The organism is Mycetocola manganoxydans (assembly GCF_003667545.1).
In the GTDB taxonomy this organism is placed as follows: Bacteria; Actinomycetota; Actinomycetes; order Actinomycetales; family Microbacteriaceae; genus Mycetocola_A; species Mycetocola_A manganoxydans.
Genome location: NZ_RCUV01000003.1, coordinates 262,837 through 284,521, shown reverse-complemented (window position 1 = coordinate 284,521; position 21,685 = coordinate 262,837). Strand labels below are relative to the sequence as shown.

The 21,685-nt window shown below is 66.7% G+C and carries 11 protein-coding genes; 4 read left to right on the top strand and 7 right to left on the bottom strand.

The features are described from left to right. Positions 1 to 75: 75 nt before the first annotated feature. Positions 76 to 627 carry a dihydrofolate reductase family protein gene (locus tag D9V29_RS03655; RefSeq protein ID WP_121671963.1) on the top strand — a complete coding sequence of 184 codons (552 nt, stop codon included), beginning with the start codon at positions 76 to 78 and terminating at the stop codon, positions 625 to 627. A gap of 74 nt (positions 628 to 701) precedes the next feature. On the opposite strand, the gene D9V29_RS03650 is transcribed toward D9V29_RS03655, so the two are convergent. The 7 genes from D9V29_RS03650 to D9V29_RS03620 all read right to left on the bottom strand — a co-directional run bounded on the left by D9V29_RS03650 (position 702) and on the right by D9V29_RS03620 (position 16,911). Next, on the bottom strand, positions 702 to 2,216 hold the full coding sequence (locus tag D9V29_RS03650) for a DHA2 family efflux MFS transporter permease subunit (protein WP_121671962.1): 1,515 nt from the start codon (positions 2,214 to 2,216) through the stop codon (positions 702 to 704). A gap of 242 nt (positions 2,217 to 2,458) precedes the next feature. Beyond that, entirely contained in the window at positions 2,459 to 3,328 is an 870-nt protein-coding gene (locus D9V29_RS03645; protein ID WP_121671961.1) for an NAD(P)H-hydrate dehydratase, read from the bottom strand. Next, positions 3,312 to 4,052 carry a histidine phosphatase family protein gene (locus D9V29_RS03640; RefSeq protein ID WP_121671960.1) on the bottom strand — a complete coding sequence of 247 codons (741 nt, stop codon included), beginning with the start codon at positions 4,050 to 4,052 and terminating at the stop codon, positions 3,312 to 3,314. Before D9V29_RS03640 ends, D9V29_RS03645 begins: the two co-directional genes overlap by 17 nt. 100 nt (positions 4,053 to 4,152) lie before the next feature. After that, entirely contained in the window at positions 4,153 to 5,982 is a 1,830-nt protein-coding gene (locus tag D9V29_RS03635; RefSeq protein ID WP_121671959.1) for a hypothetical protein, read from the bottom strand. Then, positions 5,982 to 10,514, bottom strand: coding sequence for a hypothetical protein (locus tag D9V29_RS03630; protein ID WP_121671958.1), 4,533 nt, complete (start codon positions 10,512 to 10,514; stop codon positions 5,982 to 5,984). Before D9V29_RS03630 ends, D9V29_RS03635 begins: the two co-directional genes overlap by 1 nt. Positions 10,515 to 10,517: 3 nt before the next feature. After that, positions 10,518 to 13,823 carry a hypothetical protein gene (locus tag D9V29_RS03625; protein ID WP_121671957.1) on the bottom strand — a complete coding sequence of 1,102 codons (3,306 nt, stop codon included), beginning with the start codon at positions 13,821 to 13,823 and terminating at the stop codon, positions 10,518 to 10,520. Positions 13,824 to 13,827: 4 nt separating this feature from the next. Beyond that, the gene (locus D9V29_RS03620; RefSeq protein ID WP_121671956.1) at positions 13,828 to 16,911 is read right to left on the bottom strand and encodes a DUF6603 domain-containing protein; all 3,084 of its coding nucleotides are present in this window, start codon (positions 16,909 to 16,911) and stop codon (positions 13,828 to 13,830) included. Positions 16,912 to 17,179: 268 nt separating this feature from the next. On the opposite strand from D9V29_RS03620, the gene D9V29_RS03615 reads away from it, so the two are divergent. The 3 genes from D9V29_RS03615 (at position 17,180) to D9V29_RS03605 (ending at position 21,646) form a co-directional block, all read left to right on the top strand. Next, positions 17,180 to 18,409: an exonuclease SbcCD subunit D gene (locus D9V29_RS03615; RefSeq protein WP_121671955.1), complete on the top strand. Its 1,230-nt coding sequence runs from the start codon at positions 17,180 to 17,182 to the stop codon at positions 18,407 to 18,409. Beyond that, the gene (locus D9V29_RS03610) at positions 18,406 to 21,396 is read left to right on the top strand and encodes an AAA family ATPase (RefSeq protein WP_121671954.1); all 2,991 of its coding nucleotides are present in this window, start codon (positions 18,406 to 18,408) and stop codon (positions 21,394 to 21,396) included. Before D9V29_RS03615 ends, D9V29_RS03610 begins: the two co-directional genes overlap by 4 nt. Before the next feature lie 67 nt (positions 21,397 to 21,463). Continuing rightward, the gene (locus D9V29_RS03605; RefSeq protein ID WP_121671953.1) at positions 21,464 to 21,646 is read left to right on the top strand and encodes a PspC domain-containing protein; all 183 of its coding nucleotides are present in this window, start codon (positions 21,464 to 21,466) and stop codon (positions 21,644 to 21,646) included. Positions 21,647 to 21,685 lie beyond the last annotated feature (39 nt).

Below are 21,685 nucleotides of genomic sequence, written 5' to 3'. Positions count from 1 at the left end.
CTCACGCTCCGGAATGACCACGGGACGGGACCACCCCCCTTCAACACTGTCAGATGCCGGTGATAGCGTGCCCGCATGACCGACGATTCCGCTCTGCCCCTGCCCCGGGCATCCGCTTTCCTCGCGATGAGCCTCGACGGGTTCATCGCGCGCTCCGACGGTGGCCTCGACTGGCTGCTCGACGCCGGCGCCGGCCTCGGCGACACCGGCTACGACGACTTCTTCGCCTCCGTCGACTCGATGCTGCTCGGCCGCAACTCCTATGACATCGTTCGGGGATTCGATGAGTACCCGTACGGTGGCAAACGTGTACTCGTGCTGAGCAGTACGCTCACCTCGATCGACTGGCCTGACGCCTCCGTTCACGCGTCGCTCGACGACGCGATCGACACCCTCCGCGCGGAGAACCGGCAGCACGTGTACGTCGACGGCGGCACGGTGGTGCAGCAGTTCCTTCGCGCGGGCTTGCTCGATTCGCTCACGGTGAGTATCGCGCCGGTGCTGATCGGCTCGGGCATTCCCCTGTTCGGCGACGTGGACCGTGACATCCGGCTCGAGCTCACCGGCACGCGTGACCTCGGTTCCGGGTTCACCCAGGCCACGTATCGCCCGCTGCCCGCGACCTGACAGCAGAAAAACGGATGCTGCCTGCGCGAGTCGCGCGGGCAGCATCCGTTTTTCTCGGTCAGCCGTTCTGGCACTCAGTGTGCGGCGGGCATCCCCTCGGGAACGTCAGCCGGCTTGCTTACGAAGATCGACCCGGCGACGGCCAGCAGCGAGATGACAGCGCCGGCGAAGAACGCGGCCTGAACACCGCCGGCGGCGGCAGTGGTGGCAGAAGCCCCCTCGCTCGCAAGTGCAACGCTCGTCGACGACATGATCGTGATGAACAGGGCGGTACCGGCGGCGCCGGCGACCTGCTGCACGGTACCGACCGTCGCTGATGCGTGGGAGTACAGGTGCGGGTTGACCGAGCCAAGTGCCGAGGTGAAGAGCGGGGTGAACAGGAACGCCAACCCGAGGCTCAGCAGGAGGTGCGCGCCGAGCAGGTACGTCGACGTTGTCGACTCGGTGATCATCGTGAGCGCCCAGAGCGCTGAGCTGACGATGATCGATCCCGGAATCAGGAGCGGCTTGGGGCCGAACCGGTCGTACAGGCGGCCGACGAGCGGCGCGAGCAGACCCATGAGGAGCCCGCCTGGCAGAAGCAGGAGTCCGGTTTGGAGCGGCTCGAAGCCGAGCACCTGCTGCATGTAGATCGGCAGCAGAATGATCGTTCCGAACAGCGCGGCCATGCTGACGACCATGACGACGATCGACACGGCGAAGTTGGCCGAGCGGAAGGTACGCAGGTCGAGCAACGCGAGGTCGCGGCGCTGCAGCCGAAGCTGGCGCCAGACGAACGTGCCGAGGCCCATCACGCCGACACCGAGAGCGATCCACATCGGCATCGTCGCCGCAGCCTGCTCGGCGGCACTCGCGTCCTCCGCTCCGCTCTCACCGATGCGGCTGAGGCCGTAGATGAGTCCGCCGAAGCCGAACGCCGAGAGGATCACCGAGGTGATGTCGAGCGGAACGCGCTCGGGCTCGGTCACGTTCTCGACCTTGCGGAAACCGATGAACAGCATCACGAGGGCGATCGGCAGCACGAGCCAGAACATCCAGCGCCAGCTCAGCGCGTTGAGGATGAGCCCGGAAACGGTCGGGCCGATGGCAGGGGCGACCGAGATGACGATGGAGACGTTGCCCATGGTGCGGCCGCGCTGGGAGACCGGGATGAGCGTCATGATCGTGGTCATCAGGAGCGGAACCATGATCGCGGTGCCCGAGGCCTGGATGACGCGGGCGACCAACAGGACCTCGAAGATCGGTGCGAGCGCCGCGAGAAGGGTTCCCGCCGAGAACAAGCTCATCGCTGTGAGGAAGATCGGCCGGGTATTGAATCGCTGCAACAGGAACCCGGTGATCGGGATCACGATCGCCATGGTGAGCAGGAACGCCGTCGTCAGCCACTGTGCGGCGCGGGCGTCGATGTTGAGGTCGAGCATGAGTTCGCGGATGGCAACGCTCATGATCGTTTCGTTGAGGATGACGACGAAGGTCGCGGAGAGCAGCAGCCAGATCACCCGGCGGTTGCGCGCCGTGTGGTCGAGGGCGGCCGGGCGGGGCGCTGTGGGGCGCTCCGAGAGGTCGAGGTCGGCGGCGGAGTCGTTCACGCAGGTTCCAATGGTCGGGGCCGAACAGAAATCAGGAGGTACACGCCCAGCGGATGTCTGGGGCGGCTCGCGCGGGCGAGTGGTAGTCGCGCGGGTGGTGCTTCACCAGCGCGGCGCCACAACACCGGCGGCGAAGAAGCGCAACGAGTGACATGGACTCGCTATTCCGCATCGGCGGGAAGATATCGAAGAAATCGAGCTTACGACAGCGAACGTGCCCGTGGAACAACCGCGGACGGTACTCAGGCTCCGATCTCGACGAGCACCCGCGGCAGCTCGTCGAGCAGCTCGCTCGCGAGGAAGCCAAGCGGACCGACGGGTACAGCGAGCCGGTCACCTGCCGCAGCGTGGGTGTGAGTGGCCCAGACAGCGGCCTGCTCGAGTGAGGCGCCGCGCGCGCACAACCCGGTGATCGCCCCGGCGAGCACGTCGCCGCTTCCTGACGTCGCGAGCCCGCCCCCACCCGTGCCGGTGCGCCAGATCCGGCCGTCTGGGTGGGCGATGACGTCGTAACAGGTGACGACCGCTGAATAGCGGCGAGCGATCTCGGCGATTCCGTCGACAAGGTCGTCGAGATCGCGCTCGAGCAGTCGCGCGGCCTCCTCCTTGTTCGGGGTGAGCACGAGACGCCCACCGAACGCGTCGACGAGTCCGGGCAGTTTCGGGAGCACTCCGAGCGCGAATGCGTCGAGCACCACGACCGTCTCCGCGCCGATCAGCCCGATCGCTTCCGACAGCATCCGTTCCAGCTCGTCCGGATCGTCGAGGCCGGGGCCGATGAGCACGGCATCCGAGCGCGAGAGATCGCGCTCGGCCGCCCCGAGAGCCGAACCGCTCACCGCGCCCGCTGGGGTCTCATCGAGGGGAACGACACCGCACTCGGGGACAGCGACGGCGACCGCCGTCGCCACTGACGCGGCGACGGCGAGGGTCAGCCGGCCGGCGCCGACCCGGAGCGCGGCGAGACCGGAGAGCATGGCAGCGCCCGGGGATCGCTGGGCGCCACCGACGATGAGGACCTGTCCGCGGCCGTATTTCGAATCGCCCGCAGCGGGTAGGGGCCAGTCCCGCAGGGCGTTCGGCGTGACCTGGTGCTCAGTGAGGCTGGACATCGGTATCTCCTCCGTGTTCGGTGACCGGGGCGCCGACCGCCTGGAGGTGGTCGTCATGGGAGAACACTTCCAGCGTCCAGAACCGGTCGCCTGGTTCCCGGGTCAGCCTGGTGACCGATGCGTTGAGCACCGTGTTGGTTGAGGCGAAAGCGAGCAGTTCCTGCTCAGACCAGCCGAGGCACAGATAGAGAAAGACGAGAACGACGGCGTCGTGTGCCGCGACGAGAACGGGGCCGGGGGCATCCCCCGAGTCGATGTCGCGAAGGAAGGAACGGATGCGCAGCGCGACATCCGTCCATGCTTCCCCTCCCGGCGGGCGGTAATAGAACTTGCCGAGCCAGCGGCGGCGGGCGGCCTCATCCGGGTACCTCCGGTCGACCCCCGTCGACGTCAGGGTGTCGAGGACGCCGAGTTCGCGGTCCCGGAGCCGTTCGTCGACGAGGAATGCCCGGTCCAGTCCGCTGGTCTCCAGGGCGATCGCGATCGTCTGCTGCGCTCGCAAATACGGCGAACTCCAGATCGCCGCGGGAACGCTGCCGCCGGCGTTCGCCGCGAGCCACGCTCCGAGGGCCTCGGCCTGGAGGACTCCTGTCTGTGACAACGGCACGTCGGCGTCTCGCGCTTCGACGGCGATGACATCGAGCCCCGCCGCCTGCGCCTGGGTCGCGGCGATGTTCGCCGTCGACTCTCCGTGCCTCACCAGCCAAAGTTCCGTTGCAGTCATGGGCCAAGGCTAAAGGAGCGTTTCCGCCGGGCGCGGGTTCCGGTCGGGGGCTTGATTTCTCGACCGCAGAAATGAAACGGATGCGGCCAGGGACGGTCGATCAGGATTCCGCCGGCCGCATGTCGGCGACCGACAAGGCGGCATCCCAGGCGAGCTTGCTCGCAGCTTCTCCTCGCCCCGTCCGCACCCGGTAGGCGGCCCACTTCACATAGGTGCCGTCTGCCCGGCGCGCGAGGACGGGAACCGCCCGAAGGTGCACCCCCTCTCGTGGGAGTTCCTCGCCGGGGAAGGTGAGGGGAGTGGGGCTCAACGTGACGCCCTGCGCGAGGACCGGGTCTCCGTCACGCAGCAAGGCGCCCTTCCTCAGGCCGAGCTGTCCGGGCTGCGCGGAGATCGGAACGAGCGGGAGCCAGTGCGCGGGCACGGCGCTCTGGAGCCGGTAGACCCGCTCCTCAGGGCTGAGGCCCTCCGGCCAGGGGTCGGCCTCCGGTTGCGGTTCGCCTGACCGCGACCGAGCGTCGCCGCTCCGGCCCTGCACGGTGATCTCGATCGCCCACGCCATGTTCGCCATCTCATCGCGAAGGAAGAGCACCTCTTCGACCGGCTCGCCGACGAGGGTCCCGGATGCCGTCGGTGGCAGCACGATGCCCGGCAGCGGACGACCGGATGCCGTTGACACGCGAAACATGGTGAATGCGGGGTCGGCGAGTTCCTCGACCGCGACCGTGTCGCCGAAATCGTCGGTCAACTCCACCGACGTGATCTGGTTGATCGCGCCGAGCAGGCCGTCCACAGGAACGTTCAGCCAGTCGTCTCCCGACGACATCGCGAACTCGGCGAGGCAGAGTCGCGCCAGATCCGTCGGTTGCGCCTCGATCGCACCGAGGTCCACCGCGCCATCCTCCAGTTGCCAGTAGCGGTCTGCCGGCATGCCCGGGTACCGCAATGGCGTCGCGAGCATTGTTGCTGACGTCTGGACCGGTGTTCCTGCCGGTGCCCCGGCCGGCAGGTCCCCTCGAGCCCGGTCGACCCACTGGAGATCGCTCCATCGAACTTCGGACGAACCGAACTGCGTTCCGCGCGCGAAAACGGCGTTCTCGTCGTCGCCGAACCGCAGCGCGAACCGGTACTCGAGTCGTTCGGTCGACCACGCCCCGCCCGAATCGGCGTCGCCCGTGAGCCAGACGCGCCAGGCAGACAGCGCCGCCGACGCGGCATCCGTATCCGTCGCATCCGCCAGCCAGGCCGGCTGTCCCGAACCGACGTCAGCGAGCAGCGCCTTTCCGTCCGGGACCGAGCCTCCGAGCACGCGAAGCAGGCGGCGTGCCTGCGGATCGAGCGCGTCGCGCGCCGCCACCCGGGCGAGGCGCGCCGCTCGCTCCTCGTCGGTCTCGCCCGGCACCGGTTCTTCCGGCGATTCCGGGTCGGGTTCGAGTGCGAGGGGATAGCGGCTCGCGAGCGTACCGGCGAGCTTCCCTTCCCCCGCATCGCTCAGCAGGTCGACGAGTTGCGCTCCTGCTTCGGCACGTTGCCTGAGCCCGGAGCCGAAAGCGAGCTGGGGGACATCCTGCACGAGTTCCTCGAGAAGTGCCCCGTTGCGCCAGGGGCGCCAGTCGACTCCCGCGAGACTCACCGTATCGTCATCCAGCGGGGCCCATGCCGTGATGGGCAAGGCCCGGGATGCCACGGTCACGGCGACGACGGAGCCGGCATCCTCACCGGTCAGTTCCCCGAATTGCCACTGTCTGCCGAGCATCCAGGCCGGATCTGCGAGACGCGCTTCTGCACCGGGAACGGGATTGCCCGTGGTCGAGTCCGGTTCGAGCCGAACCATCCCTGGAGGGTCAGCCACCTGCAACAACTCGGCAATCGCCTGGAGCTTCGGATTGACCTCCGTGTAGGTCAGAACGAGAGGATCGATCTTCGCCATCATTTCACCTCCGACAGGAACGGGTACGGCACCGAGTCCCACTTGACCTTCGCGAGCTCCTCGAATGAGAAACCCTTGCGGGGTTGCAACCACGGGCTGCTGACGTAGATCGCTGGCAGGATCGCTGCGTCCCCGGGGACCTTTTCGTAGGTCACGAGCCGTGCCTTCGCCAGATCGACGGCGGCAAGTACGGCATTCACGACCTTGTCGGTCGTCCACCGTTTGCCGTCGGGGGACACCGCCGAGAGGAACACCTGCGGTGCGTGGGCCGAAGCCTGGTTGGCGTGCACGGCGAGGCCGGTGGTCGCGCGCGCTCCGCGGAGCGGATTCGCGGGGTCGGCTCCCTCCTCGAAAGCTCGTGGATTCGGTTGGAACGGCAGAGTTTCAATCCAGCCGTCGATGCTGATCCCGGCGACGGGTCCACTGACATCGTCGCCGAGCTGTTCGACCACAAGGTGTGCGGCGCTGTGGGCAGGCCAGGGCACGTCTTCAGGCAGAGCGCCGGCGAGCCATCGCTCGGTGCCAGGGGCCGGTGTTCCACCCTCCCGTTCGGTGAGCTGCACCACCGCGAGGGGAATGGGGTGACCGATCGCGCTGCCGAGGAGCTGCGCTTCCGCGAAGCGGGCGACTCCGGCGCGCACGGTCGCGTGGTCCCTGACGAAGGCGTTCACGGCTGACCTGGGAGGCTGATCGAAGAGCGGGTTTCCCTCGGCGTCCGCGAAGTCGTCTGCGCCGGTCGGCGGGGTGAGCAGTGGCATCAGGCGGAATCCGTCACCGAGTACGCCTTCGGCCACGGTGGTTGCCGCATCGAGGATCTCACCGGTCGAGCGAGGCGGGGTGTGCGGGGCGCGGATGTCAGCGAGCGTGGCGCGTGCAGAATCCAGGCGGGCGGATGCCGCATGCCATGCGCCCCACGCCCAGCCGGCGTTCGAGGGGATGGCCGGGTCAGGGACCAGCGGAACGCCGAACGCCGCGAGTCCGGCGACGGCGGCCGAGACGGCAGCGACGTCGGTCTCCTCGACGGTGAAGGATTCCGGGTCGATCGCGGTGATCACATCGTGTCCGGATCGGACGGTGTCGTCGAGAGCGTCGAGGAGGGCGTCACACCTGCCGAGGAGTTCGTCGGTGTCGACGAGTCGCTGTGTCGGCTCCCCTGGCCTCACGAGAGCATCCGGTTCGAGCGGCGCCGCGCCGGCAGCAATCGTCCGGAGCGTGCCGGCGAGAGTGGCCGCGAGAACGATCGGAATCGCGTCTTCCGGCCAGTCCGTCGCAGCCACATCGGCGAGGGGAGTATCTCCCATTGCCGGGATGGCCGAGCGCAGGTCGCGGTCGAGCCCGGCAACGTCGTCGGCGAAGACGAGGTCGAGGGCAGCGAATCCGGATTCGGCGAGGGTGTGACGTGATCCGGCATCCGTCACGATGATTTTCGCCGGGTCTCCCAGGCGCCGTGCCGCCCAGGCTTCGAGACGCGGTTCCGCGATGGCTCGTGGCCGGGTGCTCGACCAGCCGGTGGCGCCGTCGGGTATCACGGCGATGAGACCGTGGGTGAGATTCTGGCCGGACTGGCGGACACCGAGTACTCCGAGGTCTGCGTCCACCGAACCGCCCGTCGCCATGGCATCCATGGCGGCCGAGGCACGCGCGGCGTTCCCGGTCGCGTACTGGAGCACCGATTCGCTGAGCAGCGCATCGCTCACGGCGTCGAGTGTTGCGGCGGCGCCGCGGAGGGCGGCTTCGACGGCGTCCCACTCCGCGTCGGTGACAGGACCCCAGGTCTCGATGTACGCATTCTTCGGCTGGGTCGACAGCCGGGTTCTCAGCGGCGGGTTGGCATTGCCGAGCGTCTCGAGCGGGAACTGCCTCAACAGGCTGACCCCGTCGACGACATCTGCGGCGGCGACGCGGGCACTGCGGTCGGCCTCGGCGAGGTCGTTGTTGAGTTCATCGGTCGTGAGGGGAGCGAGTTCGCGCAGGCTCAGCTGGAATCGCGCAGACGATCCGGTCAGGGACCGTTCAATCTGGTAGCCGAGGAGAGCGCCGATCGATTGGCCGGCATGAACGCCTTCGAGCACGCGGCGCAACTCAGTGCCGCGCCTGCTGGTCAGCTCGATGGCGAAAGGCTGCGCGCCGGCTTTGGCGCCGATGTTGGATCGGTGCGCGCTCGACAGGATGCCTGCCGCGCTGGCGTGAGAGCTGCTCGGAGCGTGGAGCCACCCCTCCGCTTTCCGGTCCGCGGCTCCCAGGCGCACGCCTTCGAGGTAACCGAAGGCGCCGATGGACATCGCCCCCGTCCCCGCGCTCATCCTGGAGTGGGCGAGAGCGGTCGCCCAGGCGTCGACCCGGTGGGAGGCGATGTCGAGGGCGGATGCCACAGCGATGCGTCGCTCATCGATGGGAACCGACCCGAGTTCCCTCATCGCCTGCCCCACTTCCCCGCGCACAGCGAACGCGTCAAGAAGCCCCGCGAGAGCGTTCTGGCCGATCCAGCGCGCTTCGACGGTATCGCCGAGATCGAGGGCGACCTGAGCGAGCGAGGTTCGCGCTTCGGCGATGGGTTCGATCGACGAGAGACTCACCTGTCCGGTTGGCTGGCCGTCGAAGTGAATCGTCGACCGTACTTTTTCGGCCGCCGCGAAAACCTTTTCCGGATCCTGCGCAGCTCCGGCCCGTTCCGTCTGAGCGAGCTTCACGAGAGCCGACACGTCCGGGTCGATCGCGAGGAACTCGAGCAAGGGTGACACGAAGGGGTCAGGGGCAGCCCGGCGCCCGGACGCTTTGGCTTCGTCCCATGCCACGTCGAGCAGCGCCTGGAGAACACTGTCGACCTGTGGCGCCCGGTCGGCGAGGATGTCCTCGATCACTTCGGCATCGCGGTCGGAGACGTACGGCAACGCGAGCATGCGGCTCTCGTCGTGAACCGACGGCGGAAGTAATCGTTGCGCAGCCTCGATGGAGTACTGGGCGAGCACCGCCCGGGTCACCTGCAGTTCGGCGAAGATCTGGGCCTTCCCGGCGCCCGTCGCTCCTCCCAGAGTCTCGATCTTCGGGCCGTCAACGGCCGGCCGGGCGCGGACTGCCGTGGAGACGGGACTCGTTCCCATCATGTCGAGCAGTGCCTCATCGCTCACACTGTCGCCGGGCGACACGTGGGGAAGCGATGCTGACCGCTCGGTCCATCGGCGCAGAGTCCTCTGGACGAGCGGCACAAGAGTGGAAGTGAGCTCGCCTCTGAGCGGTGCCCAGTTCGCGAGGTCGGCGACGGGGAGTACCCCGTACGGCTGAGCGCCGACGCGCACGATCGGTGCGTGCCCGGCGCCGCGCACGTGGTCCCGGTGAAGCCGTCTGGCGGATTCGATTGTCGCCGGGGTCACCGCCTCGATGGCGGTCTCATCGACCAGGTTGAGCACGTACTCCCAGGTGGCGAACCACAGGGCGGTGTTCGCCGCCCGCTGCGCCGATCCGAGCGACGACCGAGGAGCATCCGCTTCGAGGAGCCCTTCGAGAACAACCGGATCGAGCCCGAGCAATGCACTCAGGGACTGGGCGTCAGCGGAGGGTTCTGGCGTCGTCGTCGGAGGCGCTCCCGCGGTCGCGTCGGGCCGGTACGGGGAGCGCTCTGCTTCGGCGTTGTTGCTGGGTGTTCCAGACGGGAGCAGCGACACTCCGTCGGTGAACCGATGACTGGTCAGCAACTCGCTGAAGTCAGCGGCGTTCTCTTCCTCGGAAACCGAGCGGCGCGTACCAACGACGACGATACGATCCAGCACCCGGGTGCCGGCGGGAAGAGAGACGTCGACACCGAGGCCGGCGTCTCTGGCTTTCTCGTAGTTCACCGTCCACTCGGAGCCCGCCGGGACGAGGAGGCTGTCCGTCTCGAGAACGTCCGTGTCCCCGAGGGCGATCGGCGAGATCGGAACATCCCTGGCGATGGGCTTGCCGACCGCGGTCACCGGATTCTGGCCGGAGAGAAAGACCCGCACGATGAACTGGTCAGGCAGGCAGCGCGCGACGGTCCCGTGTGCGATCTCAGCCGGGGTCTCAGGGAACACCGGTGAACCGGTGCCGCGTTCGTCGACGTTCGTGGGGGTGGTGGCCTGGGTGATCCAGCCGGCGCGCCGTGCACCGACCGCTGCGACGAGCGTTGACCATGCTTGGAGGGCATCGCGGTCTTCCCAGAGTGTTTTCCAGTAGGTCCTTCCCGCCGCTCCTTCGGCCTCAGTCATGGACCGCAACAGGCCGTCGATATGGACCTCATCGGGTGTGATCCTCACCCGCAGTATCGTCGTGCCTGGTGTGAGTTTGGCTTCCACCCGCACGGGCAGTAACACGAGCGGGACGTCCGGCGACGCATCGCAGGGGTCGATCCGGTTCCGGATACCGCCCAGAAGCTCCGCGATATCCGCGTCGATGTTTGCGATCTCCTTCCAGCGGCCACGGCCGGCAGGAGTCGCGATGAGCCGGGACCGGCGCTCAGTGAGGCTGGCGACACGTTCGCGTGCTTCGAGAAGGGTTTGGGGGGTCTCGACCGGCATGGCTCAGGCTTCTCTCTTGACCAGATCTGTGGCTTGGAAGGCGACCCGCACCGGATCGTGCAGCCGCGCGCTGGCGTAACGGGCGGCGTCTGCAGCGGCGGGGACGGTGAGGAACTGCGCGCCAGGGGGCATGTCCGCGTCGCGGGGTCGATCGAACCGGGTTGCGGTGGGGTGCTCGGCGATGAGGATCCACCACTCCGGCCGGTCGATCTCGTCAAGACCGAGGTCGACACCGATGAGGGCGACGTCCGGTTCAAGGTAGGCGGCAAAGAGCTGCTTCGCCGTCTGCTGGGGAGACCCCACCTTTTCGAACTCGGGATTCTCCACGGTGCCCTGATTCCTCGCCACCTGGATGATGAGGTCTGGGTAGCGATGAACCAGGTCGCTCTTCACGACGATCACGGCTCGGGGGCCGCTTCCGCCGCTTCCGCCGACCGTGACGTGGCTTTTCAGCTCGGTACGGGTGAAAGCGTGGATCTGCTGGCTGAGCTCGTCGTCGTGCTCATCCCAGAACCGGCGGAAGTACGTGCCCCTCCGGTCGGTCGGATAGTTCCGCCAGAGCAGTTCGCGGCCCATCTCATCGGAGAGGCCGACGAAGAACGCCTCCATGAATTCGCTGTTGGTCGAGAGGACGGTGACGAAGTCGTCATCCGGGAGAAGACCGAGACCGGGAACGAGCCAGTCGGTGCTGTAGTCGTTGAGGGCCTGATACATCGGACGGTCGAAGCGCGGGGCGGCAAGGATCGGCGAGATGAACGGCCGAGCGAACCACGCCCGCCCCCGTTCCCCGGTGAGATGAAGCCGGCCGTTGAGCGCCGCCCGGATGGTGCTGGCGGGCTGGAGCAGAGCCGTCAGGTTGTTCACGGTGAGCGTGTTTCGACGGGGAACTTTGTCAATGCTGAGCAGGTTTCCGGGGTCGACCAGCGTCACCATTTCGGCACGCAGCACGTCGATCGGCAACTCATTGAGCCGGTCGAGTACCGGGCTGATCCGTACCTTGGCGAGGTTTGCGAGGTTCCCGAGTGCGGCGTCCCGCGTTTTCGGACTGCTCCGTGTGGTCACACGCTGGAGCAGCGACGGGTCAATCTCGGTGAGACCCCGGATGCCTGCGGCCTTTCGTCCGGTCCCGGCGGCAGGCAGTCGCACTCCTCCTGGGACGCGGCCAACAGCGGTACCGATCGGCGTGCCACGAAGAATCGAGTCCCGCCGTACCGGATCGATGACGACGCTCGTGTCCTGCCCCGTGGCGAGGAGTCCGACGATGACGTTGTTGAGGTTCACGGCTTCTGCTTCGAGGCGGTCCCGGAAGTCTCCCCCCGGAACTCCTTTCACCTTCGCCAGTTCGGCAGCGAGGGGGCCGACGCGTTGCGCGCGAACGGCTTTGAGTTCCGGGATCGCGGAGTCCTGCAGAATCCGGTCGCCCCATTGCCGAACGATGACATCGGTGACACTGAATCCGGCTTGCGGAGGCTTCCATGCCGACGGCTCCGTCAGGTAGCTGGCGATTCCGCCTTTCATCTCCCGGCTGGCTGTTGTCAGCGTCGTGCCGACCTTCTCCGGACGTACGTCGATGGCCTTCGACACGAGGGCGGCGTCCAGCATGCGGATCGCATCGGCGCTGATTCTCCCGATTCCGTCGGGATTCGAGTAGATCCTGGTGAAGTCTCGCATGAGCTGATCGGTGCCGACGAGAGATCCGGCGCGTCGCCGTGACGCGGCATCCGCTCGTCGGAGGACTGGCCCATCGGGGCGGGTGACCCGCCGGAAAGCGCCGGAGACGGCGGCGGTCGGTGTCGCACTCGCCGCGATGTTCGCGGCAAGGGTGGTTCCGGCGGTGAGCGAGACGCGGGTGGCGAGCGGTCCTGCCACCTGGAGCAGGCGTCCCTGTTGCAGGCTCGCGATCCGGACGTGAATCCGGGTCGCGAGCAACTCGGCCAGTTGCGCGAGGTGAATGGCTCGATTGGCTTTCTCCACCTCACCGACCTGCGCCCAGGCGGCTTGCATGAGTTGTTCCTGGTCCCGCTGGACGACGCGGGTTCCGAGGCCGGCGATGATGCGGTTGACGGGGGAGAGATTCAGTTGCGCGAACCAGTCTGTGCCCGTGATGACCGCGCTGCCCCTGTGGAGCTTGGCGTAGATGTGTGGCCCGAGTATCGGCAGATCGGGGACGTCCCCTGTACGTTCCTGCGTCCCCTCGATCTCTGCGGGACGGTCGAGTTCTGCGCGGAGAGTATCGATCATCGGATCCGGCCAGGTGGCGTTCTCGGCGATCGCCTTCTCCGGGGTCGGCGCCGGTGTGGGGGAGAACAACGCGCAGCGCAGCACCTGTTTCGCCCCTGTTGCGTCTTCGGGGAGAGGCGGAAGCGGCTGGCCGGGTTCCGAGACATCGATGAACCGGCGGCCGACTTCGTACGGTGCAACGACTCCGTGCAGTCGAAGAGCGAGGGTCGCGAAGTCGCCGTCCGGACCGGTCCTGAACTCCCAGCGATCGTAAACCGGAAGACGGACCGGATCGTCCGACGCCGGATGCCACGCAGGGTCGAGGGTTCCGCCCGTCACTCCGAGGCCGCCCCGGACGCCGACATCCGTTGTCGGGACGACGGCGGCGATGTAGTCGGTGTCCTGTTTGAGTACGCGCGAGGACAACAGCCGCGAAAGGTTCACCGCGGCGTACTCGGGCGACAACCGCAAGGCCAGTGACGACGTGTTCGTCGCTCGGGGTGCCTGCGCGTGTGCCAGGAGATGGGTCTGCGCCAGCGGAGGCAACTCCGCGAGGGGAACACGGAGGACCGGAAGCTGGCCGGTCGACGGCTCCCATTCAGCGACGCCTTGTTCGACCACGATGAGGGTGAGCCATGGCCGGAGCGACCCGACGGGCGCAGCCGCGCTGAACGACCAGGGGAGTTCCGGCCGGTCGAACTCGATGTGCGCGAGTACGGTCTCTTCGGCGCTGAGAGTCCCCGGAGCGGGATAGCGGCGCACGATCTGCGCAGGGTCGATGCCCCTGACATCCCCTGGGCCGAACAGTGTGACGGTCAGTCCAGCGCTCGCCGGAGTGCCGGCGCTGTCCGAGAGCGGGATCGTCACCCGGGAGTCCGAGCGGACAGTACCTGCGGCCGGTTGCTCGGCGGCTGCGGAGAGGCCGCCGACAGCGAAGGAGGCGAACTCCAGTTGCTCGATGGCCACCGCGCTTTCGACGAACTTCTCGTCGGCGGCCACGACCAGCCGGAACGCGTCCTTGACGACGTTGTGGGCGCTTACGCCCAACGGCTGGAAGACCTGCGCTGCGATCTCGTCCAGTGAGCTCATCGGTTCATCCCTTCACATGGGTGCGGGTGAGCGTGTCGATGCCTGCGGCGGTCGCGGCGTCGAGGATGGCTGATGCTTCTGTCGCGTTGAGGATGCCCAGCCCGGATGTCAGAGCGACGCCGGTGGCGGCATCCGACAGGACGGACGACCCCTGGGCGGCGATCGCGATGGAGTCGTCGGCTTCGGTGCTGGCGAGGTACGGATTACCGGAGGCTTTCGTGGACCGCCCGATAACGCTCGCGGCAACGTACGCGGCCCCGAAGTGTGCAAATGTGACGCTGCTGTCGAGGGGTACAGCGACCAGGCGCTCGTCCGGATTGCGCACGTAGGTGCGGTAGCTGACGTTCTCCTGAGCCGTCGCTCCTACTTTCGGGGTCGTCGCGGCGGCGATGCGGCATCCGCCCTGCATCTCTTCGAAACCGGACCTGGCGAGGAGTTCTTCGCCCTCGAGATCGAAGAAGTGGCCGGGAGGGAACGGCACGCGCATCTCGCTGATTGCGGCGGCTTCACCCGCACTGGAGACGGGAGTTCCCATGGTGACCATGTCGGCGATGACCGGCGACGAACCGATGTGGGAGATTCTGACCCCGAGTGGCACGTGCGTCTGGGAGACCTCGAGGCCGGCGAGAGGGTGAGCGATTCGACCTTCGACGTCCTCCACCTCGGCGAGGGTCACGAGCTGTGCGGCGTGGTCGGGCAAAGGCACCTTCCACGCCGTTTCGTCGTTGAGCGCCTGGGCCGCGACCGAGAGCGCGTCGACGGCCGGCGCTGTCAATGCTTCTGCGTCCCCCCAGGTGACGGGGCCGAGGTCCTCCTCGAAGGTCGGGAGGAACCACACATCCACCTTCACGTAACCGGCGAGGGCGAACGGACGCGTTCCCTCGAGTGACCCGCGGAAGGTGATGGAGCACAGGCTGACGCCGAACACCTCGACCTCGACGCCCAGCTCGAGAGCGATCTTGAATGCGAAGCGGGGCGACCAGATGAAGATCATGTCGAGGGTGAGCCACGCTTTCACCACAATGACGGCGAAATCGGCGTTGAGCCGACCGTCGACACCCAATTGGACCGACCCTGCGGTGATCGCGAAGTATCCGGTGATGACGAAGCTGATCGACTTCGACGGCGACAGATCGATTTTCAGCCGATCCATCTCACCGAGCTTCGGTTTCTCCCCGGTAAGTTTCTCGAATTCGGGGTGGAAACCACCGATAGAGAACTCGAACGCCCCGGAGCCGGACCACTGGATGTACAGTCCCAGATCTCCGGAGATCTTGAAACCGGCCACCTTCGAATCCCGCATGCTTGCAAACAGAAGCAGGTACTCGGGGGTGATGGCGATGAAGACGTCCGCCCTGATGTCGGTGATCGGGGCTTCTTTCGTAGGAACGCGAACACGCAGGGATCCGAGGATGACGACCATCGGGTCGGGGAGAGCGAGCACGACGCCGAGCTTCATTTCGACGAACTTGGCCTGCGACCCCCAGCCGAGTTCGACGATGGGGCCGACGACGAAGCCGCCTGTTCGCGGCGGGAAGATGTTCGCCACCTTGTCGAGGAGTTTGGGCGCTTCGGCCACGGGGTTGTCGGGGAAGAGCATCTTCTCGAGGATGTGGTCCTTCATACCGGCCCGCAGGGCTTCGAGCGAGAGGCCTCGGTCGATGGCGAGGATGCCTCCGATCCCATTGAGTGTGAAACCCATTCCGAGGTCGATGGCGGTGGGGAAACGGACACCGATGACCAGCACGAGCGAGAACGGATCCGGCGAGAGGATGACGATGGCCGAAACGCCGAAGTTCAGGATCTGCAGTTGGATGACTCCACCGAACTCGATCCGTTTCACGTCGGCGCCGTCCACCTTGTATGTCCGCTCGACGCGTTGAATGAAGCCGCCGCCTGTGATCGGTCCTGCCGCGACCCGCAGGCCGATGGCATCCGGCCACCGCGGTGAAACCGGAAGATTGAACACCGCCTGATGTTGCGCGACGCCCTCCGGGGTGACGACGAACCCCGAACCGACGACCTGGAGGCCGACCGCGTCTCCGAGCGTCGCTGCGATCGAGGTCGTGATCTCGAACGCGGTGACCTCCCTGGCTGGATTACGGACGAGGCCGACAGCCATCTCGCGTAGTTCGAATCCCGGGAACGCGAACCGCACGGGAAGAATCGCCTTCTCGTTACCCCGCCCGTCTCCGAGGTAGAAGCCCTGCGCGCTGTCGAGCGAGATCGCGGTGAGAGTGGTGGATTTCGGTTCTGCCGAGCCCGGCATGATCTTGGCGAGGAGTGGATCGCTCGTCAGTCCCGGCTGGAGAATCGTGCGGAGGCGGAGGCCGACGATGGCAACGTCGCCGCGGTAGAACTTTCCGTCCCGTTCGACGAGAGACGTCTTCTCCGCGTCGGTGGGATTCGCCACTTCCCGATCACTGAACTGAAGGAACGCCTCGAACGAGACCTGGTCGAGGGTGAGGGCACCGAGCGTGACCGGGCCGGACTTGGCGATCTTCGCGAGTAGCTTGAATCCGCCCCCCTCGCGGTCGAACTCGATGACGTTGCCCAGCTCGCCGACGAGGTCGGTCACGCCGATGAGTTCGCCGAACTTGTTGAGGAGGTTGCCCGCTCCGGCCCCCAGATCCTTGAACGGCTGCGCCCAGGGGTTCCACAACCCCAGAAGCCCGTTCCTCGTCGCCTCGTTGACCGTGCCGGTGGCATCCTTCGCGAGCTCGGTCGCGATGATGTTGTATGCCTCGTCTGCTGCTGCGAGCGCCATACCGATCCGGATAGCGACGCGGGCGGCCACATCGATGTCGAAGTCGTCTTTGTCGATGTCGGTCGCCGACTCGGTCACCATCTTCTTGATGAGGTCGGTCTGTTTCTTGATCTTCTCGCCGATCTCCTTGAAGATCGGCTCCATCGCGGTGATGTTGGCTTTGAGCTCGTTGAAGGATGCCTCGGTGGCCGGACCGTCGAAGGTGACGACCGCCTCGAGAAACGGTCCTGTGTCGTTCCAGGCGCCCTCCGTCATATCGCCGAGGCGTGTGTTGAGGAATGCCTCGATGGCTTGCAGGAACCCTGTTGCGATATCGGTCATGATGACCCCGTCGTCGCGATGACGTTCGTGATACCCGGCCGAAGGCCGGTGGTCTCGCGCGGCACAGGAAACCGGCGAAAGGCGCCAGAAGAGGGAACGCCATGGGATGCGGAGAGGCGTCGGAAAGAGATGCGACGGAACCTGAGCCATACGTTAGCGACACGATTCTCACAGCGTCAAGGGCGTCCCCGCCCCCCGAGTGGGGGTGAGTTTCGACACGTCGGACGCCGCGTGCAGGGATGTCGGTGGGCCGGGTTAGCGTGAAGACATGAGAATCCTGCACACCTCCGACTGGCACATCGGTCGCACGTTCCACGGTCATTCGACCCTGGCGAACCTGCGTACCGTGCTTGCCGCGCTTGCGGTCGAGGTGCAGCAGCGTGCGGTCGACGTGGTGGTCGTCGCCGGCGATATCTTCGACTCAGCCACCCCGGCTGCAGAGGCGTACACCGTGCTCGAAGAGGCGGTCGTCGCGATTCGCGAGGCCGGGGCATCCGTTGTCCTCACGAGCGGGAACCACGACTCAGCAACCAGGCTCGGCTTCATGTCCCAGTTCTCGGGCCTCGCCGGGGTACACGTCGTCACCAGGCAGGAGCTCCACGACCAGCCGATCATCCTCGACGACGAATCCGGACCCGTGCACTTCTACGGCATCCCCTACCTCGAGCCGTCGATGCTCCGCCACCACTACCCGGACGCCACGTTGCGCAGCCACGAACAGGTGCTCGCGTTCGTGATGGACAGGGTCCGTGCCGACATCGCCCGCCGCGGCGGCCGGTCGGTCGTTCTTTCGCATTGCTTCGCGGTGAACGTTGCTGCTGCCGGTGTCGACGCGACCGATCTCGGCGCGAGCGATGTGGAGCGCGACATCACGGCGGGCGGCATCGACTACGTGCCGCTCTCCGTCTTCGACGGCCCGGACTACGTCGCTCTCGGGCACATCCACGGGCGCTCAGCGCTCAGCGACCGGGTGCGGTATTCGGGCGCCCCTGTGCACTACTCGTTCTCCGAGGCGTCGAAGCCCCGCGGTGCGTGGCTCGTCGAGCTCGGCGCGACGGGTCTCACGTCGGTTGACTGGGTCGACCTGCCGATCCCGCGGGCTCTCAAGATCGTCACCGGTTCGCTCGACGACCTGCTGACGGATGCGACGCTCGCCCCGTTCGAGAACCACTGGCTCTCCGTGGTTCTGACAGACACGGTGCGCCCCCTCGACGGCATGCGGCGGCTTCAGGCCCGCTTCCCGCACTGCGTCACCCTCGAGCACCGCCCGGCCATCACGACGGATGCATCCGCCCACAGTTACTCCGACCGCGTCCGGGGGCAGAGCGACACTGAGATCGTTGCCGGGTTCCTCGCCCACGTTCGCAACGGCGTCGGCCCGACGGAGGCGGAACAGGCGATTCTCGCCGATGTTCTCAGCGCGGTCGAACGCGCCGACCACGACGAGCCGGCCGAGGACTCAGCGGCGGTTGCCGCGCGTGATCGGGTCGACGCATGAAGATCCAGCGGTTGAAAGTCGCCGGCTTCGGGCCGTACAAAGACGAGCAGATCATCGACTTCGAGCGCTTCGACGACGACGGCATCTTCCTCATCACCGGCAAGACCGGCGCGGGCAAGTCGAGCCTGCTCGACGCGATCTGTTTCGCACTCTACGGCAGCGCCCCCCGATACGACGGGACCCAGCCGAAACTTCGCAGCGACTATTGTGAACCCGCTGATCCCACCTTCGTCGAGCTCGAGTTCACCGTCCACGGTGTCGCCTACCGTGTTCACCGGACCCCGGAGTACCAGCGGCCCAAGAAGAACGGATCGGGTCTCACACCCGAAAAGGCCCGGGCTGAACTGTTTCGCAATACCGACGGAGAGTGGCACGGCATCGCTGCCAGGCCAGTCGACGTCGCGCGCGAACTCGACGGCATCCTTGGCCTCACGAAGGACCAGTTCCTGCAGGTGATCCTGCTTGCGCAGAACCGTTTCCAGGAGTTCCTGCTCGCCAAGAACGACGAACGGCAGGCTGTACTCCGTACCCTGTTCGGCACATCGCGGTTCGAGCATGTGGAACTCGCTTTGACCGAGCGCCGCAAGACCCTCGGCGCATCACTCGAGTCGACGGCGGGCAGCATGCGTGCCTCAGCTGAGCACGCCGCCGGCCTCGCCCAGTGTGAGGTTCCGGCCGAGCCGACCCTCGACTGGTTCGGCGAGATCCTCGCGGCGCTTGGCGAAGCCCAGGCCGAGGCCGACCAGCGGGCTACCGTTGCCGATGCCGAACACGCCGCGGCGGATGCTGAGCATCGGGCGCTTCAGCGGACCCGCACGAACCAGTTGCGCCGCGACAGCGCACGCGACATCCTCCAGACGTTCGACGCGCACGCCGGAGCGATCGATGCCGACCGGCGCACACTGGAGCGGGCGCAGAAAGCAGCATCCGTCTGGGCCCACGTCGCTGCTGTCCGGGGCGCCGAGCAGGCCCGTACGCGAGCCGGAGAACGCGAAGAGGAGCGACGGGTCGCGTTCGTAGCTGCCGCTGAGAATGCCGTCGATGCTGCTGTCGAGCTTTCGGTCGCGAGTGCGCCAGAAGCCGAGGCCCTTGAGCGGATCATCGACGATCTGGCCCGCCGCCTCGGTTCCCTTGACGACGTCCTCCGCGACGAGAAGACGCTGTCCGACCTCGCCGCCCGGGTGCGTTCATGCGAAAAGCACCGCGGCGACTGCGCCGCTGCCGTCGATGATGCCGGCGCACTGGTGGTCGCGCTACCGCAGCAGCTCGCCGAACTGGCCGACGTTCTCACCGCCGCGCGCGTGACCGCCGCTGGTGCAGCATCGGCCAGGGATCGCGTCGCGCGACTCGACGCTTCACGCGCAGCCGCCAAGCGCGCCGTGACCCTGGAACGCCGCCTCATCGAAGCGCGATTCGCCGAGAAGGACGCCAGCGCGATCTTCGCCGAAGCCACCCGGGCACAGGATGAACTTTTCGCCCGGCGACTCGATGGTTATGCGGCCGAACTGGCTCGTGACCTCACCGACGACACTCCGTGCGCGGTCTGCGGCTCGGTTGACCATCCGAAGATCGCGGTGAGCGATGGCGCGCCTGTTTCCGAAGCAGATATCGAAACGGCCAAAGAGAACGTCTCTGCCAGGCGGGCTGACCTCGATGCCGCCACCTCGGCTGCCTCCGCTCTCGTCGCCGAACTGGCGGAGGCGACTGCAGCGGCCGGCAATCGGTCGATCGATGAGATCGAGACGGAACTTCTCGATGCGACGACCACGTTGGTGGAGGCCGAAGCTGCGGTCACCGTCGTGACCGATGGCGAGGTCGAGCAGGAACGGTTACGGGTGTCCCTCGCCGACGCCACGACGCACCTCGACCAGCTTCGCGCGGACCTTTCCGCAGCAACCGACGAACTCACTACCGCCAGGAATGCCCTCGACGCCGTCAGCCGGCGGGTCGAGGAGTCCCGAGCTGGATTTGACTCGGTTCGCGCCCGAGCGGCGGTTATCCAGGCGTGCCTCGACAAGGCGAAAGCCCTCGACGAGGCGATGGCCGACCGGCGGGTCCGGGATGACGCTCTAGCCTCCGCCCGTGCGGTGCTCCAGACCCAGCTGGCCGAAAACGGGTTCGAGGACGAAACCGTGGTCGAAGAGTCACGCCGAAGCTCGGCCGAGATCGCCGCGATCGATACCCGGATCCGCGAACATGACCAGTCCGTGACGTCCGCCCGCTCGACGCTTGCCGAACCGGAACTCGCTGACCTCCCAGCCGATCTCCTTGACTTGGAAGCTGCCTCGGCTGCTCTGTCCGACGCAGCGGCGGCACGGGACGCAGCACTGCAGGTGTCTGGTCTGCTCGGTGACCGGGTACGCCAGCTCGAGACGATCGTCCGGCGGGTGCGCGCCGAGCAGGACGCATCCGCGCTTCTGCGTGAGGAATACGACCGGGTACGCGCGCTGGCGAACGCGGTTCAGGGAAACGAACCGAACACCAAGCGGATGCGACTCGAAACGTACGTCCTTGCCGGGCAACTCGAGGAGATCGTGATCGCGGCGAACGCCCGTCTGCGCACAATGACGAGCGGGAGGTACACGCTGCAGCATGACGACAGCGTGCAGTACCGGAACGTCAAGTCCGGTCTCGGGCTCGCGATTCTCGATGAGCACACCGGTCGGGCTCGCGCGACGCACTCGCTCTCCGGCGGGGAGACCTTCCTCGCCTCGCTCGCCCTTGCCCTCGGCCTCGCCGAAGTCGTCACCAACCAGGCCGGCGGGATCAGCCTCGACACCCTGTTCATCGACGAAGGCTTCGGCTCACTCGACCGGGAGACTCTCGATATAGCGATGGCGACCCTCGACGGTCTGCGCTCCGGCGGACGAACCATCGGCCTCATCAGTCACGTCGAGGCGATGAAGGAGCAGATTCCCGCAAAGCTGCGAATCAGCGTGACCGATGCCGGCCACAGTCGCGTCGACACGAGTCTCGAACTGGTCTGACGCTCGAGAGACGAAATGGGGGGAATCCCCGATTGTGACCGCGCCGGGCCGGTGTCAGTGTGAAGGCATGAAACTATACCGACCACGACGCGGCAGGGTCTTCGCCGGCGTCTGCCTCGCCGTCGCGAATCGCTTCAACGTCTCGCCGACCCTTGTCCGAGTCCTGACGGTGCTCAGTTGCATCCTGCCGGGGCCGCAGATCATCATCTACATCGTCCTGTGGGTTCTGATCCCGGGTGACAAGGGCTGATCAACGACACGCGTCCCGGGGAGCGTGCTCCCCGGGACG